Genomic DNA, 24,756 nt, shown 5'->3' on the forward strand with positions numbered 1-24,756 from the left:
GCTTCGCACAGGTCCGTTACCAGTCCTGCACGCCTCGCCGGGGGCCCGCCACCTTGGTCACTTGGCGGGGAAGATCTCCTTCCTCTGGAATGTCTTCACTGGACCTGAGCGGCTTTCAGGCCGCACCCATCTCCCCGTAGTAGAAGTCGGCCGCCCCCGGCTCGTGTTTGCCATCCTCGAACGCCTTGCGCAGCGCCCGGTACACCGGCGCCAGTTGCAACGGCCCGACGCGTCCAGTTCCGAGCACCGCCACGTTCCAGCCCCGGACTGCCGCCGGTCGGCTCGCGCGCCAGTGGTGTTCTTCGGCGAGGGTGCGGCGCTGGGTGAACCGTACGAGGCGCCAGCGTCCCCAGTGCGTACGCGACGGGACTGCATCGAAGGAGCAGTTGCCCTCCAGCCGTAGCTGGTCCAGATGCACGGTCCCGGTGAACAGGCACCCCGACAGGTCGACGTCGGCGAGGACCAGATGGGCCGCGTCCACGCCACGCAGCGAACCTATGCGCACCGTGGCGTCGGGCGAGTCGGTCAGAGCCTGTTCAGCCACCGGCCGTCCGTTGGGGAGCACGAAGGGGGCGGCCTCCGCGACGATGGTGAGGGGGTATTCGAAGACCGCGTGGGCGAAGTCCACCGTGGCGTAACGCAGCCGCAACTCGGCGGTAGACGACCATCGGGTCCGCCGGCACTCCAGGCGGCGCGCGGCGAAGGAGAGGGTCGCCGGGCCGCCGAAGACCGCGCCGGACAACTTCACCCGCCCGGCGCACACCAACGGCCCGAGGCTGACCGACTGCTCGAAAACCGCCTGCTCGAACCGGGCATCGCGCTGGAAGGTAGCCGACTTGAAGTCGGCGTAGCCCTGGAAGGTCGCCGACCAGAACCCGGCGCCGCCCTCGAAGGTAGCCCACCCGAAGTCGGCGTAGTCCTGGAAAGTCGCCGACCAGAACCCGGCGCCGCCCTGGAAAGTCGCCGACCTGAACCCGGCGCTGCTCTGGAAGGTCGCCGACCTGAACCCGGCGTCGCCGTCGAAGGTAGCCGACTCGAAGTCGGCGCTGCCCTGGAAGGTGGCCGATCCGAAAAGGGCGCTGCCCTGGAAGGTCGCCGACCCGAACTCGGCGTCGCCCTGGAAGGTGGCCGATCCGAAGAGGGCGCGGCCCTGGAAGGTCGCCGACCAGAACCCGGCGTCGCGCTGGAAGGTCGCCGACCCGAACCCGGCGCCGCCGAAGTGGGGGTGTCCGGTGGCGGGGTCGCGGAGGGCATCGAGGAGGGCGTCCAGAAGAGGTTGGGTGAAGGTGGTGCCGCGGAGGTCGATGTCGGCGCCAGGGGTCAGGCCGGCCAGGTAGGCGTCGCGGTCCGTGTCGTCCAGGTGGGCGAGGCACGAGGTGTGGCCGGGGACGTGGACGCCGCTGCAGCCAACCGGGTCAACCGGCGTGGCGCCGTGGCCACAGTGCGACCAGGCAGGCGGAGTTGGTGAGGGTTCGGGGCTCAGGTTTGGCATACCCGAAGGACGATCGAGCACGGGCGATGGTTACCGAGCTCGCCTCCGAGACCGCACTGCAATCCTCGCTTCGGTACTGAAAAGCGTACTGAAATGAATCGTGCGCTACTGAAATCTTCGGTGCTGTCCGACAGGTGGCACCCTGACACCATTCGCCCGCTATGTACATACGGACGGCCGGGTAGCCGTGGTCGGTGGTCATGGCTGGATGCCCTCTCAGGCTTGGGGGTATCAGGAGGCGGAGGCGTCCTGCTGGTCGCGGTTGGTGCGCAGCGCCCAGATGTGGTGGGGCGGGGTGGTCTCGTGCACACGGGTTCCGTACGAGACGTCGACGCGGTCCATGTCGGCGGCGTACTCGACGCGACCGCCGCAGGGGGCGTGCAGGAAGCGGAAGACGTTGGAGCCGACGGTGTGCCGGCCCAGCCGGCGTGCTTCACGCCAGCCTTTGTCGATCATGTGGTTGGCGCCCTCGATGACGTCGTCGAAGCCCGGCACCTCGTAGGCGATGTGGTTGACGCCTGCCTTGTCGGGACGGTGACACAGGAGCATGGTGTGCTGGTCGTCGTCACCCGGCGCCTGCATGAACACGCCCATGGGCTCGACCACGTCGGTGGGCCGGAAGCCGAGGCGCCCGGTGTAGAACGCGACGGCGTCCTCCCTGCCTTCCTTGGGGATGTTCAGCGCCACGTGGCACATGCGCAAGGGACGTACCCGGGTGATCGCCTCCAACGGCGCGTTCCAGCGGTCGACGCCGCCCAGCGTGTTGGCGGGCCGAGGTGTGACGGGTGCCGGCTTCGGCCGGGCCAGGCTCAGTCCGACCCCGAAACCGGTCTCGTCCACGGTGTGGTGGACGCCGTCGGCGCTCTCGCGGACCTCGCGGTCGTGCCCCGCCGCGGCCACCAGCCGCTCCAGTTCGACGCGGGTGTCGACGCCCCACACCACCTCGCGCAGGGTGGGGCCGACCTCCACCGGCGGCGGCACCAGCGAGCCGGGGCAGCTGTCCAGGTGGAGGGTCTGCCCGGTGAGCGTCCGGAACACCGCGTGCTCGTCGGTTCTCTCCACCGGGAACAGCCCGAAGTCCTCGAAGAAGCGGACACATGTGCCGAGGTCGTCCACACCGTAAGTGACCGATTCGATTCTCTGGATTCCCATGGATTCCTCGCTTCGTCGCAGATCACATCTGCGGGTTCATTCGGTCACCAGCGCCCGATGATCGTAAAATTGCGGCTCGGACGACTTCAACAGGTTCACCGCGCAGGCATCGCAATCGTTTCTTGCACAACCCGTCGGCCGGAAGGAGCCGTCACCGGGTCCGGTCTGCTCACCTGCCGAGGGCAGGTATGGGATTTCCGGAGAACCACTGGGTGAGGAAGTCGAGGAAGACGGTGACTTTCCGGGGACTTTCCTGACCGGGGCCGAAGATCGCGTACAGCGGGCGGTCGGGCACGGGAAGCCCCGGCAGCAGGACCTCCAGCGCTCCGGACATGAGGTCGTCGTAGACCGGTCGCTGTGGCAGCAGGGCGATGCCACGACCGTGCACCGCCGCTTTCTGCAGGGCAAGGTAGGAATTCGACGAGAACGCCACATTGCGAATTTTGTGCAGGGTGGAGGCATGCCCGTGTCCGATGCGCCACACCGGGTCGTTGACGTGAACGAGGCAGTCGTGGTGGGCCAGGCCGTTGGGTTCGGTGAGCGATCCCTCACGGTTCACGTATTCCTTTGACGCGCACAGCACGAAGGGCAATGAGGCGATCTTCTTGAGCCGGACGCTGGAGTCCCGCAGATCCCGGGTGTGGAAAGCTATGTCGAATCCGCTGTCCAGGAAGTCGTAGGTCCGGTCGGACATCCCGCCGAGTTCGAAGCGAATCTGGATTTTGGGATGGGCCACGGAAAAGGCGGCGATGGCGTCCCCGAGATCCAGACTTCCGATCCATTTGGGACAGATGATGCTCAGTGTCCCTTCCGCGCGATCATGGAGTTGGGCGATCCCGGCGTCCTCGGCGTCGATCTCGTCCAGGATGCGCGCGGCGAATTCCGCGTACCGATGACCCGGTTCGGTCAGGCTGACCGATCGGGCCGTGCGATTGACCAGGCGGACACCCACATGTCTCTCCAGTTCGGCGACATGGCGGGACACCAACGAGCCCGAGGAGCCCAGCTTCTTGGCGGCTCCGCTGAAACTGCCGACCTGGGCGACCGTGACGAAGCTGTGCATGAGAAGCAGGCGATCCATTTTCCCTCCCGGGTGCTCCATCCCCACTCCGACGGTCTGTCTCGTCGCCGTCCCACGGCACCGGGGCACGCGGGCCGTGCCGAACCCGCCTGTGCGTACGCGGGCCCGGGCCGGCGCGGAGTGTCACTGCCCCGTCCGGCTCCCGTCGGGAACCACGCGCTCGAAGCCGCGGACATCGGGGAAGGGAGGCTCGCGGTCGGGCTGAAGATCCACCTGGAAGGTGTTCAGGCACATGCCGAGCATGGTGAAGTTGCCGAGCGCCCCGATGGTGTCGACCAGCCCCTTGGGGCCGAAGTGCTCCAGAGCACCGGCGAAGGTGGCGTCCGAGACGAAGTGATCGTCGAGGACTTCGCGGCAGAACTGGTAGAAGGCCTGGTCGGCCTCGTTGCCGAAGGCCGCTTCGCGCCGCTCGGCGATGGCCTTGACGGCCGCCTCCGGAATACCGGCCTCGATCGCCTGGTGCGCGTGGGCGTTCCAGGAGTACTGCGCGTCCCAGTTCCGGGCGGCCATCAGGAGCGCGAGTTCACGCAGATGTCCGGGCAGACTGCAGTCGAAGCGGGCGAAAGCCCCGAGGGACTCGGCGCGTTCGCACATCTCCGGGCTGTGCAGCCAGACCCGGAACGGGCCGCGGACGGCACCGCGCCGGCCTGCGATCCTGGCGGCCAACTTCTGCTGACGCTCGGTCATTTCCTCATCGCCGAGAACGGGGAGCCTCATGAGCCGATACCTGCCTCTTCTTCCCGGCGCGTTGCCGGCGCTTACGGGCACGGAACACGAAACCGTGCGGTCCCGAGTGACGCTACAACCGGGTCCGGTGTTCCCCACCCCTCCAGGAGCGCAAGGTAAAGCTGCACGCCAGAAGGCATCCGTTCGCCGGGACGCGACCTAGTGTCGATCGACGCACGACCGTGGACTGGAGAGGAACCAGGGATGACCACCATCATCAAGACCGCGTCCGTACCCGCGCTGGACCGCGGCGGCGCCGTCCTGACGACACCGCTCATCACCACGTGCTCAGCGGGCGGGGAGAACCTCATCACCAGCGGGATGAGCGTCTATCCAGTCGGCTCCGGAGCGCCGCTGCACTCGCACAACTGCGACGAGCACGTCACGATCCTGGAGGGCGAGGCGGAGGTGGTCGTCGATGGTGAGGTGACCAGGCTGGAGCGGTTCGACACCACATACGTCCCCTCCCCCCTCCCCCACCTGTTCCGGAACATCGGCGAGTCCCCGCTGCGCATCCTGTGGGTGTACTCGTCGGGACACGTGACGCGGACGTTCACCGAGACCGGCAAGACGGTGGAACACCTGTCGGCCGAGGATCAGATGGGCTGAAAGCGTCCGGCGACGCGGACTGGGCGCCGACGCCGTTCACTCGATTCAGGCGGTATTCCGGCGAGCAGATTTTCCGCCCACTGTCAATTCAGGCCTTTCCCGACCAGGTTTCCCGAAGCAAGTCAAGGCCGAAAAGAAGGGCAATCGTCACTTGCTTCACAGGCCCTTGCGGGACTTCATGGCGGGCTAGAATTAATTCCAGGGCCTAAGAAAGGAAGAGGTGCTTATGAGTGGTTTGCATGGAACAACCGTGGATATTACGACGCGGGACGGCGTGGCCGACGCCTACCTGGTGCACCCTGACGGGGCAGACCCGTTTCCCGCCGTTCTGCTCTACATGGACGCCTTCGGGCTGCGCCCGCAGCTGAAGAGGATGGCCGGCCGTCTGGCCTCGGCCGGGTACACGGTCCTGGTGCCCAACGTCTTCTACCGCCACGGACGGGCGCCGGTGATCGATCTGCCGGACTTCGTCGGCGCAGCCGAGCGCCCGGAACTCTTCCAGCGGATCGGGCCACTCGTCCGGTCCCTGACTCCGGAGTCGACGATGACGGACGCCGACGCCTACCTGCGCCGGCTCGCCGAATACCCGATGGCCAGGAGCGGACCGGTCGGCGTCACCGGCTACTGCATGGGCGCCGGTCTCGCACTGCGTACGGCCGGCACCTATCCGGACCGAGTGGCCGCCGCGGCCGGCTTCCACGGCGCCAACCTCGCCTCCACCGCGCCCGACAGTCCGCACCTGCTCGCCGACCGCATCAAGGGTGAGCTGTACTTCGGCCACGCGGACCAGGACCAGGCGCTGCCCCCCGAGCAGATCGAGCGTCTGGAGCAGGCTCTCACCGCCGCAGGTGTACTTCACCGCTGCGTGGTGTACACCGGCGCACACCACGGGTTCACCCAGGCAGACACCGCCGCCTACGACGCCGACGCCTCGGAACGCCATTGGACGGCACTGCTGGACCTTTTCTCGCGTACACTCTGACGCGCTGAAGAAGTACCCCCGGCCGGAAATCCGGTCCGGCACCCACCGGTGAAATTCCGGTGAACAATTTCATAGCACACAAAATTGCATCCCGGTCGGTAGTCCGGGGCGCAGCCGGTCGAATTCGCGTCTGGTTGTGTCAATCGTCCTCTCTTTCGGAGAGGCCCAGTGTGCTCCCTCGTACGAGAACAATCACACTGGGAGTACCTTTGTCTGGGACGCGCATTGTCATCGCCGGCGGCGGTCTTGCCGGGTTGACGCTGGCCCACTACCTCAACCGGCACGGCCTGGACGTGGCCGTCTACGAGCGTGACACCTCCATCGGCGCCCGTGAGGCGGGCTACCGGATTCACATCAACTCCACCGGTACCTCCGCCCTGCACGCAGCCCTGGAGCCGCGGCTGTGGGAGCTGTTCCTCGCGACCTCCGGCATGCCCAACGACGACATGCTGCTGTTCGACGAGCAGCTCAACCTCCGACCCGGTCGTGACAGGTCCGCCACCGAAGGCACGGGGGTGCCCACCGACATCCCGGAGCACCTGGTGGTGTGCCGCTCGACGCTGCGCCGGATCCTCTATCTCGGCCTGGAGAAGGCCGTGCGTTTCGGTGCCAAGGTCACCGGATACCGCTCCAACCCCGACGGCACCGTCGCCGTACTCCTGGACAACGGTGAGAGTGTCGAGGCAGACGTACTGATCGCCGCGGACGGCGTCAACTCCAGCGTGCGGGCCCAAAGGCTGCCGCAGGTGAAGGTCGCCGACCTGGCGGCTCGACACATCGCCGCGAAGGTCCCGATCACCGAAGAGACCAAGGCCAAGCTGCCGACGGAACTCTTCAACACCTTCTCGCTGGCCTACGCCGCCGACTGGACCGGGCTCACGCTCGGCCCGCTGGAGCGCAGCAACCCCGGCTCTCCGCTGGTCAAGGAGCAGGACCCGGACTTCCAGAACGAGGCCACCAAGAACTACGCGCTGAGCATCTTCAACTCCGTAGAGGGCCTCATGATGCCCGACGCCGAGCTGTTCACCGCCACCCCCGAGCAGCTGAAGGCGTACGCGCTGGAGCGCGTGGCCTCCTGGCACCCGGCCCTGGTGGAGACCGTACGGCTGTGGGACACCGCCACCGTGCAGGCGCTGACCTTGCGCAGCTGTGTGCCCGTCAGTGCCTGGGAGCCCTCGAACGTCACCGTGGTGGGCGACGCGATCCATGCCATGAGCCCGGCCTGCGGCATCGGCGCCAACACCGCGCTGCGCGACGCACACGTTCTCGGAGGCGAACTGCTCGCCGCCGCGCAGGGTGAGAAGGACGTCGTGGACGGCATCGGCGCCTACGAAGAGGCCATGCGGGACTACGGGTACAAGGCTCTTCGGGTGTCTGCGGCGGTGGGCGAGAAGGTGATCGGCCATCTGCCGCTGCCCGAGTAGGCACCTCGCGGGCAACCACGCTCAGCGGGCGGGCACGCGCGCGGCCGACGGCGATCGGGGCCAGAGCACTCAGTGAGCGCTGAGTCTCGGCACCGATGAGAGCCGGCAGCCGGGCTGAGGCCACGACCTCGGCCCGGCTGCCGACGGCACAGGCACTGCTACCTGCCGAGAGGTGCCTCCTGTCCCGGCAGTATGCGGATGTCGGCCTGGCGGACCGCCGAGTCGTGACGCGGGCTTCCGCGAGCAGGTACTCGAATCCGTCCGCGTCGTCAGCCGTGGCCGTGGCCGACGCCTCGGCATCGGCGCCGCGCGCGGACGCCGCGACACCCGTACGGGGCCGGGGCTCGACCGCGGAGGCGAGCAGGACGGCCCAGGTCACGCAGGTGATGTCCAGCCCCCTCTGGAATCTCCCGGAACTCGGACTGATGTTCCGCTTCCCGTTTCCCGCTCATGGAATTACCGCACCTCCTGACCGTCCTTGAGGAGTTCTCCCTTGTCTGCCGACAGTACGATCACCCCTCCCGCTCAGGCGGGTGCCGATGCGGCTGGGGCTGCCCCGGGCAGCCGACACCTGGGCGTCGCGCTCTTCGTGATCGCCGCGGCCCAGCTGATGATGGTCCTCGACAACACCATCACCAACATCGCCCTGCCGTCCATACAGACGGACCTCGGCGTCTCCGACGCGAAGCTCGCCTGGATCGTCAACTCCTACGCTCTCGCCTTCGGCGGCCTGCTGCTGCTCGGCGGCAAGGCCGGCGACCTGCTCGGACGACTGCGGATGTTTCAGGTAGGCATCCTCGTATTCACCGTGGCCTCTTTGTTGGGCGGACTCGCCCCGAACGAAGGGCTGTTGCTCGGCGGCCGTGTGTTGCAAGGCATCGGCGCCGCGATTGCCGCTCCCAGCGCGCTGGCTCTGATCACCACCACCTTCCCGGTGGGCAGGTCACGCAACACGGCCATGGGTGTGTACGCGGCCATGGGTGGCGTCGGCGCGACGGTCGGAATGCTGCTGGGTGGCATGTTGACCGACACCCTCAGCTGGCGCTGGGTGTTCTTCATCAACATCCCCATCGGCCTGGCCGTCCTCGCCGGAACGAAGAGCCTGGTCGAAGCCGAACGCCACCTCGGCCGCCTGGACGTCCCCGGCGCGATCACGGGCACGGGCGGTCTGCTTGCCCTCGTCTACGCCATCACCCGGGGCGGGGAACACGGTTGGGCGAACGGCCTGACACTGACCTCCTTCATGGTGTCCGCCGTGCTGCTGTGTGTGTTCCTGGTCCTCCAGTCCCGCGTATCGGACCCCATGATGCCGTTGCGCATGTTCAAGGACCGCAATCGCAGCGGTAGTTACGCCACCATGCTGCTGATCGGTGCGAGCATGTTCGCCACGTTCTACTTCCTGACGCTGTACATGCAGCTGGTCCTGGGCTACAGCGCGATCAAGACAGGCTTCGCCTATCTGCCCTTCAGCATCGGCATGTCCGCTGCCGCAGGCGTCAGCTCCAAGCTCGTAACCCACTTCCCACCACGCCTGATCGCCGCACTGGGCCTGACGACTGGGGCGGCAGGCATGTTCTGGTTCGCCACCCTGGAGACCGACTCCTCGTACGCAGCTCACCTGGCGCCCGCGATGTTCGTCACCGCCATGGGACTGGGCGCGGCCTTCGTCCCGCTGACGGTGACTTCGGTGAGCGGCGTGGACCGCCTGGACACAGGTGTCGCCTCGGCCCTCCTGAACACTGCCCAGCAGATCGGCGGCGCGCTCGGTCTCGCGGTTCTGTCAACGATCTCCACGTCGGCAGCCGACAACAAGCTGCCTGCGGCAGCTTCCCGCCTCTACCGGGGCCTCGCCGCTGAGGACTCCGGTCTGGTCTCGAAGGCGAGTGAGGCACTGACACACGGCTACACCATGGCCTTCGTCGGCGCGGGCGCCATGTTCGTGGTCGGCGCAGTTGTCACAGCTCTGGCCGTGAACGCCGGCAGGCAGCGGCACCCGGAAGGCGCGGCGCCCGCCCACGTGGGCTGACCTCACGCAGGGCGAGCTCACGCCTGCGCGCGGACGACATTCCCAGCTGGGCGGCCGGGTGGTCCAACCGAACCTCAACACCGCCACAACTGTGCGGCGCGCGGCATCGCATCGTGATGCCAAGCGTCCTCGGAGAAGAGACAGCCATCATGAACACCCCGCACTGCACTCAGCGGGAGCACCGGTCCGATGCCCTGCGGCCACCCGAATCGCTTCTGGCCGCTGCCCGGGCCTTCGTCCTGCTGGGCAGAGCCTGGAGCAGCCTGATCATCGCGGCCTTGGCCAAGGGTCCAGCCGACTTCGCACAGGTCCGCGATCGAATCCCTGGCATCGGCGACCGCGTGCTCGCCGAACGCCTCCGGGAACTGGCCACGGTCGACCTCGTGACCCGAACTGTCCCGCCGGCCCCGTCCTCGCGAACCCTCTACGCCCTCTCACCGCACGGCAATGCCTTCCTCATTCCCCTCGCTGCCATGATCGTGTGGGCGGAGGACCACTTCCCTGCGACCGACGCACCGGCGTCGGACTGACCGCCTTACCAGACCGTCGAGTTCCGTAGCCACGCAGATGCAGGCACCGGCGGTTCCGGGAGCGACGACAAGTGCACCCGGCGGTCGACAAGCGGCAGGAACAGTGGCCTTCGCGTGTCGCGCGCCCGTTTCGGCGGCTGAAGCCGCGATGAGAGCAACCTGTCAACGAGCACAGCTTATTTGCCGCATACGGGATCCCGGTCGCCCAATGAGACAGGCGCGGAGGCTCGCGCGTTGAGCTGTCAACAATTTTGCTGATAGTTCCCTGCGGTGCGCGCGTGTTCTGTACGCCGCCGGCCTCGGAGTCGGCGGACCGTCCCCCACCCTTGTCTTCAGGGAGTGTTCGTGAGCAAGCAGAGAACAAGTCGGGCCCGTAACCGACGGACCTGGCGAGGCATAGCCAGCGTGGCCGCCGGTGTGGTCCTCGTCGGGGGCGGATTCGTGGCGGCCAACGCCGCGACGACCACGGGCTCCTCGCAGAAGTCGGCCGCGGGTGCGCACTTCCCGGTCAGCAAGAAGGCCACCGGCACCAAGGCCGTGGTCAGCGCCGCCAACGCGTTCCTCAACACACTGGACGCCGACCAGCAGGCGGAGGTCCTCCTGGACCTCACCGAGGCGAACGCCACGGCGTGGTCGAACCTGCCGTGCGGCTCGTCCTGCCGTCCCGGCATCGAGCTCGGCTCCCTGACCGACACCCAACTGGCCGCCGCGCAGCAGCTGTTGAAGGTGGCCACGGGGACCGGCAAGGGCTCCGGGTACGACCAGATCACCCAGATCATCAAGGCCGACGACGTGCTCGCCTCGGTGCAGGCCACCAGCTCGGCGGGGACGGGCCCGGCGCCCTCGGACACCGCGTCGAGCACCGCTTCGGCCGACCCGTCCGCCTCCGACTCGGCCTCGGCCGACCCGAGTTCGTCGGCCACCGACGCCCCGACCGGCGCCCCGCCCTCAGGCGGCACCGGCGGGGGCGGCTCCTTCGGCTACGGCAGCGGCCTCTACTACATGGCGTTCCTGGGCACCCCCTCGGCGGACGGCACCTGGCAGCTGCACTTCGGCGGTCACCACCTCGCCGTGGACCTCACCTACAAGAAGGGCAAGGTCGCAGGCGCCAGCCCCTTCTTCCTCGGTGTCGAGCCCACCAGCTGGACCGCCGACGACGGCACCACGTACACGCCGCTGGAGGAACAGCGCAACGGCCTGCTCGCGCTGACCGGCAGCCTGAGCACGGAGCAGCTGGCCGCCGCCAAGCTGTCCGCGACGTACAACGACGTGCTCCTCGGCCCGGGCGAGGACGGCCAGTTCCCGGAGACCAAGGAAGGCATCAAGGTCAGCGAACTGTCGCCCAAGCAGAAGCAGCTGGTCCTGAAGGCGATCCGTCCCTGGGTCGCCAACGTGGACGACGCCACCGCGAAGCAGCTCATGAAGACCTATGAGCGTGAGCTGAACGAGACGTACGTCGCCTACTCCGGCGGCACCGCCCTCGACACCCAGGGCGACTACGTGCGTATCGACGGCCCCGGCGTGTGGGTCGAGTTCGTCTGCCAGAACGGCCTCGTCATCCAGGGCAAGGTCCATTACCACACGGTGTACCGCGACCACACCCGCGACTACGGCAGCGAGTTCTCCTTCTCATGAACCGACCGCGAAACTGGCTGACCACAGCACTCCGCCTGGTGGCCGGGATCGCGATCGCGGTACCGGCGGCGCTCCTTCTGGGGGCGTCGCCGGCCGCCGCGCATCCGATGCCGCACTCCGTGGTCCAGCTCGACGTGTACCAGGACTCGGTCACCGCACGCCTCGAACTGCCCGTCGGCGACCTCGCCTCGGCCAGCGGCATCGACCTGAGCACGATCAAGTCGTCGGCCCTGTCCACCAAGGCAGGCGCCGTCCGCACCTACCTCGCCCAGCACATCCACCCGAGCACACCGGGGGGCGAGGGATGGCAGGTGGACATCGGCGCGCTGAGCCTCGGCCGCACCCAGCAGACCTCCACCGGCCCCTACCGCGAGCTGACCGCCGAGGCCGTATTCACCCCGCCGGCCGGCGCCGACGTACGGCACTTCACCTTCGACTACGACGTCATCGTCCATCAAGTCATCACGCACACAGCCCTGGTGACGGTACGTCAGGACTGGGCCCGCGGGCAGATCGACGACGCGGGCACCACCCAGGTCGGCACCATCCGGGTCGACACCCGCACCATGAAGGTCCCGGCCCTGAAGGTCGACCTCGGTGAAGGCAGCGCCTGGCGCGGCTTCGTCGCCATGGTGGAGCTGGGCGGCGACCACATCCTCACCGGCACCGACCACCTCCTCTTCCTGCTAATCCTGCTCCTGCCCGCGCCGCTCGCGGCCACCGCGGGACGGTGGAACGGGCTGGTCGGCGCACGTTCCGCGCTCGGCCGGATCGGCCGCGTCACGCTCGCCTTCACCGCCGGGCACTCCCTGGCGCTGGCCGCGACCGCGCTCGGCCGCCTGGACATCCCGGACTGGCCGGTCGAGGCGTTCATCGCGCTGAGCATCCTCATCGGCGCCGTGCACGCGATCCGCCCGCTCTTCCCCGGCCGCGAGGCGCTCGTGGCCGGGCTCTTCGGGCTCGGTCACGGCATGGCGTTCTCCTTCGTCCTGGCCGAGATGCACCTGTCCACCGGACAGCTCGTGACCAGCCTTCTCGGCTTCAACCTCGGCATCGAACTGGTCCAGCTCCTCCTGGTCTGCCTGGCCCTGCCCTCGCTGCTGGTCCTCGCCCGCCTGCGCGTCCAGCCCGTACTGCGGCTGGCCGGTGCCCTGCTCACCGGCACGGCGGCACTCGGCTGGCTGGCCGACCGCCTCGGTCTGCCCAACCCCGTCGCCCGGACGGCCGACAGCGCCGGATCCCACACCACCGCGATGCTGGCCGCCCTCACGGTGACCGCACTCGCCGCCACCGCCTGGACCCTGACCACCCGTCGGCACGCACGGCCCGGATCGGCCGAGTCACCGGCGGTGACCTGTCCCGAGGGTGAAGGACGACACACGGCGCCGACATGTGAGCCGCCCAATCGGGACCAGGCGGTGGACACCGCCGACTCGGCGACGGCGCAGAGGGGTTGAGCCTCGGGCCGATGATCAGGTGGCGGCGCCGGAAGGCAGGGGTGTCGTTCGCAACAGCAGGTCGGCCCCCTTGCGACCGCGGCTCGTCGACACATCGGGCGATCCAGGCCCGGGCGCGAGCCGGATGCCGGTGATCACGGTCGGCGCGGCACGGCCCCTGGAATTCGCCGGGCAGCTGCGCGGCCTCGGCCGGCTTCGTCCGCCGACCAGGTCCCGGAGCTCTCCGCGACCTGGTCGGCCTCGGGGCGTGGATCACGGAGCGGTGCCCCGCACACCGGCACGGCCGGTGCCTGACTTCGACACGAGGCGCCGGGTCGACCCGGTTGCGCCGACCCGGCGTTCACCGAACAGCCGTCACAAGGGAACGCCCCGGCAACGACCGCTGAACTGACGCCCGTCTCCGCACACTCGATAACGAGGCAGCGCTCGTCTCCAGGACGAGGTTCTCACGTGGCTCCAGGTCGACTCGGATGCGGAATATGGCACAGCGCACCGCCCATGGGTGACGCAGGATCCGCGCATACACAGAGCAGATGGCGGTTCTTGTCCGTTCGGCAACGGATCCTTGGTATCGGGGCACTTCGGGGCGGAAATTGGCAGGGCCAGTCCGGGAGCGTGCCGCACCACTCGTGCGGCACGGTCGCGAAAGGAAGCTCTGTGAACGCCCCTACCGCCGTGGCACCGATTCCAGCCTCCCCGGATCGTCGCACGGCCACACTGGTCATGGCCTGTGTCGGCGTGTTCGACCTGGCGGGCATGGCCTCGGCAGGCAGCAACGCCTTCCGCCAACTCGGCGCGGCGCTCGACCCGGCAGTACTGGGCGCCGTCCTCTCCACGCGAGCCATGAGCACCCTGCCTGGGCACCTCTCGGATGCGGGTCTGACCGGGGCGACGGCCAGGAACATCACCGAAACCGCCGCCGACAGCGGCCTGAGCGCCGTGGCCCGCATGCATCTGGGCGCCGACCGTGGCCGTGTCCTGGCGGCACTGGGCGATTCGTTCCTCGGCGGCCTACGGCTGTGCCTGACGGTCAGCGCCAGCCTGCTCCTGCCGACCGCGCCGGCGGCCACGGTCCTGATCCGCCGCCCTCGCCCCTCGGCCGTCCCGGAATCCGGCACGGCACCCGACGGGACACCGAAGACGTCGCCCGACCAGGCGACGCACACCACCGCGGAGACCGCGCACCTCCCGTCGGCTCCCCGGCCGCCCGGCCCGCGGCTCTCGGGTCGGGTGCGCGACACGGACGGGAACGGCATGGCGGGTGCGACGCTGACACTGCTCTCGCCGGTCGGACGCCGGCTGGAGCGGACCGTGGCGCGCGGCGACGGCAGTTTTCGCCTGGACGTTCCCGGGCCCGGGGCCTACTTCCTGGTCGCCGCGGCCTCCGGTCACCGGACGCGGGCGGGAACACTGCTGCTCGGGACGGAGCCGACGGTGTACGACGTCGTCCTGCCCTCGGGCCGCGGGCCGGCGGGCACGGTGACCGACGAGGAGCACAGGCAGCCCCTGAAGGCGGCCTCCGTCACCGTGACAGACGTGCGCGGCGCGGTACTCGCGGCCGGCCTCACCGACGAGAACGGCCGGTTCGCCTTCCGGGAACTGCCGTATGCCGACGGCACGGTGGAGGTGCGGGCGACCGCCACCGGCTTCCGGCCGACCGCGCTTCCACTCCGACTGTCCGAAGCCGGCACCGCCAGGGTGCATCTGCGGCTGCGGCCGAGCGCACAGCTGCGGGGAACCGTGCTCAGCGGCCCCGACCACACGCCCCTGGCGGATGCGCGGGTGACGCTGGTGAACGCCTTCGGCGATGTCGTGGCCGACGTGATCACCGCAGCGGACGGCGACTACGCGTTCACCGACCCGGACGCCGGCGAATACACGGTCGTCGCAGCCGGATTCCCGCCGGTGACCGTGCACGTGACGGTGGGCAGCGGCCACGACCGGGACGGCCTGGACCCCGAACCGGCCCGTCCCGAAATCTGACCGACACTTCCCCAGACGTATCGGACGGGTCCGCCCGCGCGGAGCGCCCGTACCGGTACGGGCGCCTTCCGTGGGGACGGGACGGCGCCCCGCGCGAGACCCGGGACCGTACTTCCCCAGCGGCTCCCGGGTCTCCCCGCGACAGACAGGCACCGGGCCCCGACCACCCGCCCCGACACCGAGCCTTGGAACAGGACATACCTGTGGACTCCCCAGAACGCGACGCTCTCGACGCACTCGACCTCCGGCTGCTGCGGGCCCTCCAGATCGACGCGCGCGCCTCGTTCAGCCGTATCGGAGCCGCGCTGGGCGTCTCCGACCGGACGGTCGCCCGGCGCTTCAAGCGACTGTGCGACCTCGCGAACCTGCGGGTGGTCGGGGTGACCGACGATCGCGGGCCGGGCGGAGTCAGCAGCTGGATCGTCCGGCTGGGCTGTGCGCCCGATGTCGCCGAGAGACTGGCGGACACGCTGGCCCGGCGCCCCGACACCGTCTACGTCGCTGTGGCCTCCGGCGGCACCGAGGTGGTGTGCGGTGTGCGCGACGGGGACGGGCTCGTCCTGGACCGGCTCCAGCGCAGCGCGGAGATCTCCTCGATCAGCGCCCACCGCCTGCTGCGTTCCTTCCACCAGGGCCCGCTCGGCCGGGTGCATCGCATCGACGCGCTCACCCCGGACCAGGAGGCCGCCCTGCGCCCTGCGCCCGCGGAGCCGTCCGGCGGAACGATCCCCCGGTCGGCTGCGGACGACGTGCTCCTGGCAGCCCTGCGACGCGACGGACGAACTCCGCTCACCGAACTCGGCCAGGTCACCGGCCAGTCGGAGTCGACCGTCCGCCGCCGGCTGGAGCGCCTGCGCTCGACCGGTGTCCTCCAGTACGCCGTGCAGTTCGACCATGAGCACTTCGACCACGGGTTCCGGGTGCTGCTGTGGCTCACCGTCGCCCCCGCCCACCTGACCCGCGTCGGGCTCGAACTCGTCGGCCACCGCGAGGTGAGCTTCGCCGCGGCCGTCACAGGCGACTCCAACGTCGTTGTCTCCACGTACTTCGCCACGCGCACAGAGCGTTACGCCTACCTCATCAGCGGCCTCCGGGACATCGAGGGCATCGGGAGGGTGGAGACTGCGTCCGTCCTGCGCCAGGTCAAACAGCTCGCACACCCCTAGATGAGTAGTTCTGATGTGGCTCAGTGGTCGTAGGCGACCAGTGAGCGGGTGATGGGTACGTCCGCTGGGCCACCGGACGCCGACGCCGTCGATGGTGCGTCCGCCGTGCTGTTCGAGGTCGAGTTGGCCCTTGAGGGTGTCGTTGACCGACTCGATCAGCTGGCGGACCGTCTTGAGCAGGGGCTCGGCCAGGTGCAGGATGCTGCGGGCGGCGAGGAAACACCCTGCTGGGAGCCCGCCGCTGAGTCATCGAATACGGCACCCTCGGACGCGGCGACAACCCCGGCATGGCATGGGAGAGGGGCATCGCCTCGGACCGGTGTGATCGGTCCGGGGCGATGCCCCTCTCCTCGCATCCGCAGGTCAGCGGTACCGCCGACCTGGAGGCTAAGCGGAGGCCGCCGCCTGGGGGGCCTTCTGCGCCGAGGCCTCCGGGCCGCCGTGCTGTGCCGTGCCTGCGCGCTTCGCCGCACCCACCGCCGTCTGCTGGGGACGGCTCAGCAGGGTGACCGCGCACACGGCCGCGATCAGCACCAGCGCCGCCGCCACGATGAGACACAGCCGCATGCCGTCAACGAGGGAGTCGCCCAGGGCGCCGTAGACCTGACCGGCGGTGGAGCCGAGGTCCATCCCGGCGACCGCGCCCAGGCCACCGTCCTTGGCGGTGGCGACAATGGTGTGGGCCTGGGCGCCCGTCACACCGGCGTCGGCGAGGTGACCGGGCAGGGTGTGCACGGCGCGGGTGGACAGCAGGGCGCCCAGGACGGCCGGGCCGAGCGCCCCACCGACCTGGCGGAAGGCGTTGTTCGCGGCCGAGGCCATGCCGGCCAGCTGGTGCGGCACGGCGGCGACGGCGGTGGCCGTCATCGGGGTGGTGACCAGGCCGAGACCGACGCCCAGCACGATCAGCCGCCAGGCGATGGAGCCGTAGGAGGTGTCGGCATCGAGGTTGGTCATGGCCAGCAGGGACCCGGCGATCAGCACCAGCCCGCCGGTGATCATCCAACGGGCCTGGACACGGTGCATGAGGCGGCCGGCCGGAGCGCCGGCCACGATCGCGGCGACCGGGACCAACAGCAGGCGGGCGCCTGCCTCCAGGGTGCCGAGCTGCTGGACCATGCCGAAGTACAGGCTGAGGACGAAGAAGAAGCCGATCAGCCCCAGGAAGATGATCAGGGCGATGAGGGCGGTGGCGGTGAACGCCGCACTGCGGAAGACGGCGAGGTCCAGCATGGGGCTGGCGCTGCGCTTCTCCGCGACGACGAACGCGATCAGCGCGACGACGCCCAGGGCGAGGGCGGCGACCACCTTCGGTGTGGTGAAGGAGTCGGCGCCGCCCTCGATCACGCCGTAGACCAGGGCGGTGACGCCGACGGCCGCGGTGATCTGGCCGGGCCAGTCGAGCTTGCGCCCGTACGGGGCGCGCGAGTCGGTCAGCAGCGGGGCGGCGACGGCCATCGCGACCAGGGAGAGGGGGATGGACAGCAGGTAGATCCAGCGCCACGAGTAGTGGTCGAGGATCACGCCGGCGATGACCGGGCCGACCGCCAGGGCCGCGAGCAGGGCCATGGCCCACATGCCGATGAACTTGCCGCGCTCACGAAAGTCGGGGACCGCGTGGCTGATCAGCGCCAGCGTGGTGGGCAGCAGGGCCGCCGAACCCAGGCCCGCCAGTGCCTGGCCCGCCCACAGGGTCTCGATGTTGTGCGCGCACAGGGCGACGGCCGCGCCGGCCGCGCTGAAGAACAGGCCGGCTTGGAAGACCTTCTTGCGGCCGTGGACGTCGCCGAACACGCCGGCAGTCAGGATGAAGGCGGCCATGGGAAGGACGAACGCGTCCTGGACCCAGGACAGTTGCGCGGTCGAGGTGTTCAGCGCCCGCTGGATGGCGGGCAGGCTGACGGCGACCGTGGTGATCGGCAGATAGGCGACGAACACGCCGAGGCAGGCCATGACGATGGTGGCCGCCCGCCTGTCCGTCGACCCGCTCGCCGGTGTGGTGACGTTCACGGAAACTCTCCGTTTTCTCCCGTGCGGCATGGTGAGCCGCAATCGGTTGGATGGGGAGGGATGGGTGGTACTCAGGGGCCGCGATGCGGAAGCGTGCAGCCCGTGCCTGGCGGACGCAGTCGGACAGGTGTGCGGCTGGGCTCGGTCACGGACGCGCTCGAACGGGGCCCTGACGAAAGCGGCGCCCATCCGTCCGGCCGGGGGGATGTCGAGCAGAAGCTGTCGGCGGCGCAGCGCGGCCCGGAGGCCCGGAGCGCCAGCGGGGGATGCGAGGACGGCGCTCCGGGCCGGTCAGGGGGTGACGACGGCGCCCGGGTCGGCGCTTGGCCCGCGGGCTCCCGGGAGCGCCGCCGCGTTCGCCGGGGCAATCTCACCGATCACCCGCCGGATGCGGGAGAGACCGTCGAGTGGAAGCACCGTCCGGTGGGACGACACCACGCCCGCCGCGGTGAGGTGCATCAGCAGGACGAAGGTGCCGATACAGGCCACAGTCGGCGCCAGCCGCGTGCTCATGGGAGTCACGCCCTTTCTTGAGAACACAACCAGCATCCACCCCGTATCCCAAAACTATGAACTCCATAGCCCAAAACGAATAAGAACTTCCAAGCAGTCACAGTCCTATGTCAGACTCCTCCAGTGATCGACGAAGTGGACAGGAAAATCCTCCACGCACTCCAATGCGCTCCCCGCCTACCGTTCCGGCACATCGCGGAGGTGACCGGCGTCTCGGAACAGACGGCCGCCCGCCGCTACCACGCACTGCGGCGCAGCGGGGTGATGCGCGTGGTCGGCCTGGTCAACCCGGCCGTCCACGGAAAGGCCCAGTGGGTGACCCGCATCCGCTCCCGCCCCGACCGGGTCGGGCCCCTGGCGGACTCCCTGGCCAAGCGTCCGGACGTCGCCTACGCCAACCTCGCCTCGGGCGGCTCGGAGATCATCTGCATGATCCACTCCCCCGTCGAGGCCGAGCGCGACGACATCATCCTGCGCCAGCTGCCCCGTTCCGCCTCCGTCCTGGACGTCAGCATCGACCTCCTGCTGCACCCCTTCGGCGAGACGGGCACCAGCGAATGGACCGGCTACGGCGACGGCCTCACACGCGACCAGGTGCGGCAGCTCATCGCCGACCGGCCGCCCACCCCCACCGGCCCCCCGCGGCCCCCGACGGAGGAGGACGCCCCCCTGCTGGACGCCCTCGCCGAGGACGGCCGCACCACCCACACCCGCCTCGCCGAGCTCACCGGCTGGTCCAACGCCCGCGTCGCCCGCCGTATGGAGGCCCTGGAAACGTCCCGCACACTCTTCTACGACGTGGAACTCCTGCCCGAGCGCCTCGGCCACACCCTCAACGCCACCCTCTGGCTCCGCGTCACCCCCGACCGCCTGCAACAGGCCGGGGAACAACTCGCCCAGCACGCCGAGGTCGCCTTCGCCGGCGCCATCAGCGGCCACCACAATCTGATGGTCAGTGTCATCTGCCGTGACGCCGAGGACTTCTACCGCTACCTCACCACCAGCGTCGCCGCCGTCGAAGGCATCGACGCCTACGAGGTCAGCATCCGCGTCCGCCGTCTCAAACAGGCCGCCTCACTCATCTTCCACGGACGCCTGGTGCACACGACACCCGCATGACAGTCGGGCCCGCTACAGCGACTGATCCGGGCGTGCGTTCTGGAACGACCTCAAGGCCGTGACCCACGGCTCCGGCGCCGAAGGCCGGCCGATGGGACAGTCGCCGGGCGGCCACCGGGCTTGTCGACGATCAGTCCCTGGCCCGGTGTTCCCAGGTAGGCAGGCCGTCCGTGAACGCGCTTCGGGCAAAGATGCCGGTACAACGTCAGGGGCGCGGGAGAACAGGATGTACACCGTCGCACTTCCGCAACGGCTCGTGGTGGACGCTGTGTTCTCACGCGCCGCCCTCATCGCCGGCCGGGAGCCCGGTGCTCTCCGCATGCGGGAGCCGGTGAGGCCCGGGGACGTGCTGCACGGCGCGATGGAGATCGTGGCGGTCCGCCCTCGCGACGACGGCACAGCCGTGGTCCGCGGCCGGGTCACCCTCACCAACGACTCCGGCGCGGTCCGATGCGTCGGCATGGCCCCGGTTGAACGGGGCGGGCCCACTGCCGAGGCGGTAGGCGTGAGGACGCCAAGGCACGGGAAGTGTGGGCATGCCACACCCAGGTGCCAACTCCGGTGTCGTACCCGGGTACTACGGCGCCGGGTGCGGTCTGCCCGGGGCGACCAGGCCCGACTCGTAGGCCATGACAACGAGTTGTGCCCGGTCGCGGGCCCCGAGCTTGGCGAACAGCCGGGCCATGTGGGTCTTGACGGTCTGCTCCGCCACCACCAGCCCCGCGGCGATCTCCGCGTTCGACAGGCCCTGTGCGACCGGCAGGAGGACCTCCGTCTCCCGGGGCGTCAGTCCGTTCAGCCGCACACGCGGGTCCCGGCGCGAGACGGGGAGGCGGCGGGCCACGTCCTCGATGAGGCATCGGGGGACGTACGGGGCGAGCAGCGGCGATCACCCGTACCGCCTGCCCGAGTTCGGCGACCGGTGCACTCTTGAGGAGGAAGCCGCCGACTCCGGCGTGGAGGGCCTTGTAGACGTAGTCGTCGATGTCGAACGTGGTCAGCATGAGCACCTTGGGGAGGTGGACCACGCCGGGCGGCGGATCCAGCAGCCGCCGTGCCGCTTCGAGCCCGTCCATCTCGGGCATCCGTACGTCCATCAGCACCACGTCGGTGGGTGGTGCCGCTGCTGACCTCGATGCCGAGCCGACCGTTGGGTGCCTCCCCCCTCACCCCACGACGTCGATGTCGCTTTGCGCCGACAGCAGTGCCGTGAACCCCGAACGCGCCATGTCCTGGTCGTCCACGACGACCACCCGGATCACCATGTTCATGTCTCCTGTTCCCGTTCGTCGCGCAGCCCACGCGAGCCGGCCACATGACAGGGCGGCCGTGCGCGCCTCACTCGCACGTACTCAAGCGGCATTCCGCGGTGCCCTCCCGCCCAGCGTCACGACGATGTCTTGCCCGTCGGCAGGTTCGCCCTGACCTGCCAGCCCCTGCGGTCGGATCGGGGTCCCGTACGCAGTTCGCCGCCGAGCGCGGTAACCCGTTCGGTCAGTCCGACCAGACCGAAGCCGCCGCCACGTGCGGCGGTCGGCAACCGGGTGCCGCCACGGCCGTCGTCGCGCACCGTCACCTCCAGCGTGCGGCCGTCGTGGGCCAGGGCGACCGTCACCTCGGTGGCATCGGCGGCATGGCGCCGTACGTTGGTGAGCGCCTCCTGGACCACCCGGTAGGCAGCCGCCTGCACCTCATGCGGAAGGTCGTCGGGCACCGAGGAATCTCGGCGCAGCGCGGCTTCCGGGCCGACCGGCCCGACGAAGCCTTCCACCAGTTCGGGGAGCGCGGCCAGATCGCCCGCCGGGCTGCGGTCGGTCCGGCCGGCCTCCGGAGTCTCTCGCATCAGGCCGACGGTGCGGCGCATCGAGGCGAGGGCCTCGGTAGCGGAGTGCTCGACGTTCTGCAGGATCTTGGCCAACCGCTCGGGGTCCGTCGTGGCCAGGAGCTGAGCCACCTGTGACTGCACCAGGATCCCGGTGACATGGTGGGCCACGAAGTCGTGCAGGTCGGCAGCCATGGCGAGGCGTTCGGCTCGCCGGACCTCGGTGACCGTTACGCGGCGGCGGTGGTCCAGGGTGCGCAGATACCCGCCCAGCCCCGCGACCACACCGACCAGCAGCACCATGCCGAACGGGTTGACCGACACATCGCCGACGGCCTGCCGGTAGGGCAGAGCCAGCATCGCCGCACCGTCCAGAGCACCGCACACCGCGGCCCACGGCATGGGGCAGCCACGTACCGCGATCAGGAGCAGGCACAACAGGATCGCCTGTTCACCAGGGCCGTCCAGCGCCTCACGGCCCGACAGGAACACGGCGGCCGTCACCGCGCCGGAGACGACCGCGGTCACGGCGGTGCGAACCGCCGTGGTGAGCCACGCCGGCCACCGGGCGGCGGGCCACAGGACCGCGGCCAGACCGATCGGCAGGACCACCAGCTGAGGCCACAGCGAACCGCCATGGAGGCCGGCGAACAGCAGGTCCACGCCTGCCGCCGCCAGAAGAAGGACGACGCCGAACGCTCGCACGACGCCCTGCCGACGATCATCCGGTCCGGGAGACGCACCAAGGGCACGCACACTGCTCAGGAGATCCACGGCGCGACCCTAGCCTCCCTCCGGCACAGCCGGATCGGCCGAAAGGCCATCCTCCGCGGCGCGGCGCGCCACGCACATCGGCCGAACGGCCGAGGCCCAGTGCGAGCAGGGACCTCCCCCGGTCGTTCCGTATCCGAGAGGGGCTACTGACCCATTCCGTCACCCCGGCGGCAGCGGGCCCGTCGGTGGACCTGGAGGCCACAGCGGCGGGCGGGTCGGCCGGGGGCGGCGTGCACGTGACGCTGGTGACCGGCGACACCGTCAGCGTGGACAGCACCGATCGCCCGACGCCCACGCGACCCGGGTGACCGTCCCGCCCAACTCCCGCGCGGAGCTTGAGGGGAAGATCCGCGACGCCGACCCGGGGGACCACCGGGTGAGGGCGAACCCAGCCGGCGGACGAGGTCGCGTGGTGGTCCGACCGCTCACCGACGTCACCGGCACCGCGCTGTGTATCGGGCCGGTGGGCTCCGGCACCACGGCGGTCGAGCGCGTCGGTTCCTGACGGCGCGGCCCCCGGGTTCCGCGACCCGGGAGCCACCCTTGTCACGCCGCGGGCCCGCCCTGTTGTTCTGTCATCGGGATGCCATGATCCTTCCGGACGGCGACGGCTTCGAGACGTACGGCGCCCTGCGGGCCGCCGGCATCGATGCGCCCCTTCTCTTCCTCACCACCAAGGACCGGACCGAGGCCAAGGTGCGCGGGCCAATGACGGGCGCGACCGGACGGTGGTGGTCACCGACGCTCCGACCTCGGTCACTGATCCGCTACTGAGCGCATACCCCGGCAAGATCAGCCTCCAGGCACCCCCAGCCTCACAGGTGATCAAGATCGGCTGAGACCGTGAGGGGCCCGGTCACCAGGGCCCCTCACTACGGCGGGAAGGCAGCGTCCTGCGATGCGCAAGACGGCGATGAGCCGCCAGGCCCCCTCTCCGGCCTCCCGAGCCGTAACCGAGCACCTGACCGGCCCCCTCGGCGTCAAGAGCGTCCTGGACCACGGCTGTGGCCGCGGCGCCGACATCGCCCACTACCGCGCGGCGGGCCTGGATGCCGAAGGCTTCGACCCGCACGACGACTTCGGCTGGCCCCGCCCCGAGCGGACCGGCTTCGACCTGGTCACCTCGATGTTCGTCCTCAACGTGCTGCCCGACCCCTGGCAGCGGATCCAGGCACTCAAGGACGCGGCGTCCTTCGCCCGCCCCGGCGGCCATGTCGTGGTCGTCACCCGCTCACCGGAGGAGATCACCAAGGCTGCCGCGGACTGCGGCTGGACGGCCCACCACGACGGCTTCTGGTCCAGCCAAAGCAAGGGAACCTTCCAGCGCGGCATCGATCCAGGCGAGATCACCGCCCTCGCCCGCCGGGCCGGCCTCGCCCCCACCGCCGGTGCCCCCGTGCTGCCGCTGCCCGGGATCTGCCACACCGTCCTGGCCAAGCCCCGGACGTGAATCGCGTACCAACCAACGTCCCCAGTCGCGTACACAGTTGTGCACGAAGTCGTGTGCCAACTCTTCGCTGAGGACGGCTTGCGGTCAGCGGTTGCCCGTCCAGACGATCCGGTCGGCGAAGCCGCCCCGCTCACTCGCCTTGGTCTCACGGATCTTCTCCATCTGATCCACGTCGACCCCCAGGTCCGCGGCGAGCGCGCGCACGACCTCCAACACGTCAGCGAGTTCCTCCGGCGCCGAGTCCTTATCCGCCTCAAGGAACTCGGCGACCTCCTCGCCGAGCTTGTCCCTCAGCCGACTGCGGTATTCCTCCCGGCCAGCTGTGTAGGTGACCGGCTCGGCCCCGTCTTCCCGGATGATCTGCGGAATCCGGTCCCGCACCAACTTGCCGTGCGAACCGCCAATCCCACCCGTTCGGAGGGCCACCTTGTCCCGGCGGCCGTTCGTCACCGCCGTCCCTGCGGCGGGAAGCGGCGGCGGGTCCGCCCGCCGGAAGGAGCGGCCCGCTGCTGCGGTGGGGTGGTGGGCAGGGCCGCGATGCCCAGAGCGGCGTCTCTCGCGGTGACGGCCTCATCCCGTTCGGCCAAGGCCTCGGCCCGTTCCCTCGCCAACTGCTCGATCGTAACCGCGGAGGTGCCCGCTCTTGTGCTGGGCGGCCTTGAACTCCGCCTGATGCTTGGCCATGACCCATGTGTTGCCGCTGCCGGATCGTCCTCCGAAGCGGCAACGGTGGTGCTTGGCGCGGGGCCGCTCCGGCCTCTCATATCACCGCACCGCTGCTCGGACGGCCGCAGAACAGGCTCTT

The 24,756-nt window shown here is 69.6% G+C and carries 21 protein-coding genes and 2 pseudogenes; 12 read left to right on the forward strand and 11 right to left on the reverse strand.

Annotation, left to right across the window (positions count from 1 at the left end):
• Positions 1-115: 115 nt before the first annotated feature.
• From CW359_RS00005 to CW359_RS00025, 4 genes are all read right to left on the reverse strand, one after another.
• Positions 116-1,492, reverse strand: a complete 1,377-nt coding sequence (locus CW359_RS00005) for a pentapeptide repeat-containing protein (protein WP_105967585.1) — start codon at positions 1,490-1,492, stop codon at positions 116-118.
• A gap of 231 nt (positions 1,493-1,723) precedes the next feature.
• The gene (locus CW359_RS00015) at positions 1,724-2,644 is read right to left on the reverse strand and encodes a VOC family protein (protein ID WP_105967587.1); all 921 of its coding nucleotides are present in this window, start codon (positions 2,642-2,644) and stop codon (positions 1,724-1,726) included.
• A 169-nt stretch (positions 2,645-2,813) separates the two neighbouring features.
• Entirely contained in the window at positions 2,814-3,725 is a 912-nt protein-coding gene (locus CW359_RS00020; protein ID WP_105967588.1) for a LysR family transcriptional regulator, read from the reverse strand.
• Between the two features lie 123 nt (positions 3,726-3,848).
• Positions 3,849-4,412, reverse strand: coding sequence for a carboxymuconolactone decarboxylase family protein (locus tag CW359_RS00025; protein WP_105967589.1), 564 nt, complete (start codon positions 4,410-4,412; stop codon positions 3,849-3,851).
• A 243-nt stretch (positions 4,413-4,655) separates the two neighbouring features.
• On the opposite strand from CW359_RS00025, the gene CW359_RS00030 reads away from it, so the two are divergent.
• The 9 genes from CW359_RS00030 to CW359_RS00070 all read left to right on the forward strand — a co-directional run bounded on the left by CW359_RS00030 (position 4,656) and on the right by CW359_RS00070 (position 16,263).
• Positions 4,656-5,060 carry a cupin domain-containing protein gene (locus CW359_RS00030; protein ID WP_105967590.1) on the forward strand — a complete coding sequence of 135 codons (405 nt, stop codon included), beginning with the start codon at positions 4,656-4,658 and terminating at the stop codon, positions 5,058-5,060.
• A 226-nt stretch (positions 5,061-5,286) separates the two neighbouring features.
• A complete protein-coding gene (locus tag CW359_RS00035; protein WP_105967591.1) occupies positions 5,287-6,042 on the forward strand; it encodes a dienelactone hydrolase family protein in 756 nt (251 codons plus the stop codon).
• Between the two features lie 209 nt (positions 6,043-6,251).
• Positions 6,252-7,466 carry an FAD-dependent oxidoreductase gene (locus tag CW359_RS00040; protein WP_157968433.1) on the forward strand — a complete coding sequence of 405 codons (1,215 nt, stop codon included), beginning with the start codon at positions 6,252-6,254 and terminating at the stop codon, positions 7,464-7,466.
• Positions 7,467-7,959: 493 nt separating this feature from the next.
• Positions 7,960-9,492, forward strand: a complete 1,533-nt coding sequence (locus CW359_RS00045) for an MFS transporter (RefSeq protein WP_232838128.1) — start codon at positions 7,960-7,962, stop codon at positions 9,490-9,492.
• Between the two features lie 149 nt (positions 9,493-9,641).
• Positions 9,642-10,022 (forward strand): winged helix-turn-helix transcriptional regulator, encoded by a 381-nt coding sequence (locus CW359_RS00050; protein ID WP_157968434.1) that lies wholly within the window; start codon positions 9,642-9,644, stop codon positions 10,020-10,022.
• Between the two features lie 345 nt (positions 10,023-10,367).
• A complete protein-coding gene (locus CW359_RS00055) occupies positions 10,368-11,657 on the forward strand; it encodes a DUF3500 domain-containing protein (RefSeq protein ID WP_232838129.1) in 1,290 nt (429 codons plus the stop codon).
• Complete coding sequence (locus tag CW359_RS00060) at positions 11,654-13,114, forward strand: HupE/UreJ family protein (RefSeq protein ID WP_105967594.1); 1,461 nt, start codon at positions 11,654-11,656, stop codon at positions 13,112-13,114. The genes CW359_RS00055 and CW359_RS00060 overlap by 4 nt, the downstream gene beginning before the upstream one ends.
• 675 nt (positions 13,115-13,789) lie before the next feature.
• Positions 13,790-15,097, forward strand: a complete 1,308-nt coding sequence (locus tag CW359_RS00065; RefSeq protein WP_198655013.1) for an MSCRAMM family protein — start codon at positions 13,790-13,792, stop codon at positions 15,095-15,097.
• Between the two features lie 203 nt (positions 15,098-15,300).
• Positions 15,301-16,263: an AsnC family transcriptional regulator gene (locus CW359_RS00070; RefSeq protein ID WP_232838130.1), complete on the forward strand. Its 963-nt coding sequence runs from the start codon at positions 15,301-15,303 to the stop codon at positions 16,261-16,263.
• A gap of 20 nt (positions 16,264-16,283) precedes the next feature.
• Here CW359_RS00070 and CW359_RS47450 read toward each other — a convergent pair.
• The 3 genes and pseudogenes from CW359_RS47450 to CW359_RS00085 form a co-directional block, all read right to left on the reverse strand.
• Positions 16,284-16,431, reverse strand: a pseudogene (locus tag CW359_RS47450) (IS982 family transposase); the annotation flags it as partial.
• A 219-nt stretch (positions 16,432-16,650) separates the two neighbouring features.
• Complete coding sequence (locus CW359_RS00080; RefSeq protein ID WP_408647440.1) at positions 16,651-18,273, reverse strand: DHA2 family efflux MFS transporter permease subunit; 1,623 nt, start codon at positions 18,271-18,273, stop codon at positions 16,651-16,653.
• Positions 18,274-18,564: 291 nt separating this feature from the next.
• Positions 18,565-18,786 (reverse strand): hypothetical protein, encoded by a 222-nt coding sequence (locus CW359_RS00085; protein WP_157968435.1) that lies wholly within the window; start codon positions 18,784-18,786, stop codon positions 18,565-18,567.
• 123 nt (positions 18,787-18,909) lie between these two features.
• Here CW359_RS00085 and CW359_RS00090 point away from each other — a divergent pair, with 123 nt between their 5' ends.
• Positions 18,910-19,905, forward strand: coding sequence for an Lrp/AsnC family transcriptional regulator (locus tag CW359_RS00090; protein ID WP_105967598.1), 996 nt, complete (start codon positions 18,910-18,912; stop codon positions 19,903-19,905).
• A 577-nt stretch (positions 19,906-20,482) separates the two neighbouring features.
• Here CW359_RS00090 and CW359_RS00095 read toward each other — a convergent pair.
• Together CW359_RS00095 and CW359_RS00100 are read right to left on the reverse strand one after the other, a co-directional pair.
• Positions 20,483-21,170, reverse strand: a pseudogene (locus CW359_RS00095) (response regulator transcription factor).
• A gap of 122 nt (positions 21,171-21,292) precedes the next feature.
• Positions 21,293-22,432, reverse strand: a complete 1,140-nt coding sequence (locus CW359_RS00100) for a sensor histidine kinase (RefSeq protein ID WP_332874949.1) — start codon at positions 22,430-22,432, stop codon at positions 21,293-21,295.
• A gap of 657 nt (positions 22,433-23,089) precedes the next feature.
• Between CW359_RS00100 and CW359_RS00105 the strand changes: the two genes are divergently transcribed.
• Both CW359_RS00105 and CW359_RS00110 read left to right on the forward strand, forming a co-directional pair.
• Positions 23,090-23,275: a response regulator gene (locus tag CW359_RS00105; protein ID WP_105967600.1), complete on the forward strand. Its 186-nt coding sequence runs from the start codon at positions 23,090-23,092 to the stop codon at positions 23,273-23,275.
• Positions 23,276-23,399: 124 nt separating this feature from the next.
• Positions 23,400-23,951 carry a methyltransferase domain-containing protein gene (locus CW359_RS00110; RefSeq protein WP_105967601.1) on the forward strand — a complete coding sequence of 184 codons (552 nt, stop codon included), beginning with the start codon at positions 23,400-23,402 and terminating at the stop codon, positions 23,949-23,951.
• A gap of 84 nt (positions 23,952-24,035) precedes the next feature.
• Here CW359_RS00110 and CW359_RS00115 read toward each other — a convergent pair whose 3' ends face one another.
• Together CW359_RS00115 and CW359_RS45050 are read right to left on the reverse strand one after the other, a co-directional pair.
• On the reverse strand, positions 24,036-24,401 hold the full coding sequence (locus tag CW359_RS00115) for a nucleoside triphosphate pyrophosphohydrolase (protein ID WP_232838131.1): 366 nt from the start codon (positions 24,399-24,401) through the stop codon (positions 24,036-24,038).
• The gene (locus tag CW359_RS45050; protein WP_157968436.1) at positions 24,398-24,562 is read right to left on the reverse strand and encodes a hypothetical protein; all 165 of its coding nucleotides are present in this window, start codon (positions 24,560-24,562) and stop codon (positions 24,398-24,400) included. The genes CW359_RS00115 and CW359_RS45050 overlap by 4 nt, the downstream gene beginning before the upstream one ends.
• Positions 24,563-24,756 lie beyond the last annotated feature (194 nt).

Origin of the sequence: Streptomyces geranii (assembly GCF_002954775.1) — a bacterium.
In the GTDB taxonomy this organism is placed as follows: Bacteria; Actinomycetota; Actinomycetes; order Streptomycetales; family Streptomycetaceae; genus Streptomyces; species Streptomyces geranii.

Coding starts and splice junctions, on each gene's coding strand:
- CW359_RS00005 (WP_105967585.1), bottom strand. CDS start 1,492: ATGCCAAACCTGAGCCCCGAACCCTCACCAACTCCGCCTGCCTGGTCG.
- CW359_RS00015 (WP_105967587.1), bottom strand. CDS start 2,644: ATGGGAATCCAGAGAATCGAATCGGTCACTTACGGTGTGGACGACCTC.
- CW359_RS00020 (WP_105967588.1), bottom strand. CDS start 3,725: ATGGATCGCCTGCTTCTCATGCACAGCTTCGTCACGGTCGCCCAGGTC.
- CW359_RS00025 (WP_105967589.1), bottom strand. CDS start 4,412: ATGACCGAGCGTCAGCAGAAGTTGGCCGCCAGGATCGCAGGCCGGCGC.
- CW359_RS00030 (WP_105967590.1), top strand. CDS start 4,656: ATGACCACCATCATCAAGACCGCGTCCGTACCCGCGCTGGACCGCGGC.
- CW359_RS00035 (WP_105967591.1), top strand. CDS start 5,287: ATGAGTGGTTTGCATGGAACAACCGTGGATATTACGACGCGGGACGGC.
- CW359_RS00050 (WP_157968434.1), top strand. CDS start 9,642: ATGAACACCCCGCACTGCACTCAGCGGGAGCACCGGTCCGATGCCCTG.
- CW359_RS00060 (WP_105967594.1), top strand. CDS start 11,654: ATGAACCGACCGCGAAACTGGCTGACCACAGCACTCCGCCTGGTGGCC.
- CW359_RS00085 (WP_157968435.1), bottom strand. CDS start 18,786: ATGAGCACGCGGCTGGCGCCGACTGTGGCCTGTATCGGCACCTTCGTC.
- CW359_RS00105 (WP_105967600.1), top strand. CDS start 23,090: ATGATCCTTCCGGACGGCGACGGCTTCGAGACGTACGGCGCCCTGCGG.
- CW359_RS00110 (WP_105967601.1), top strand. CDS start 23,400: ATGCGCAAGACGGCGATGAGCCGCCAGGCCCCCTCTCCGGCCTCCCGA.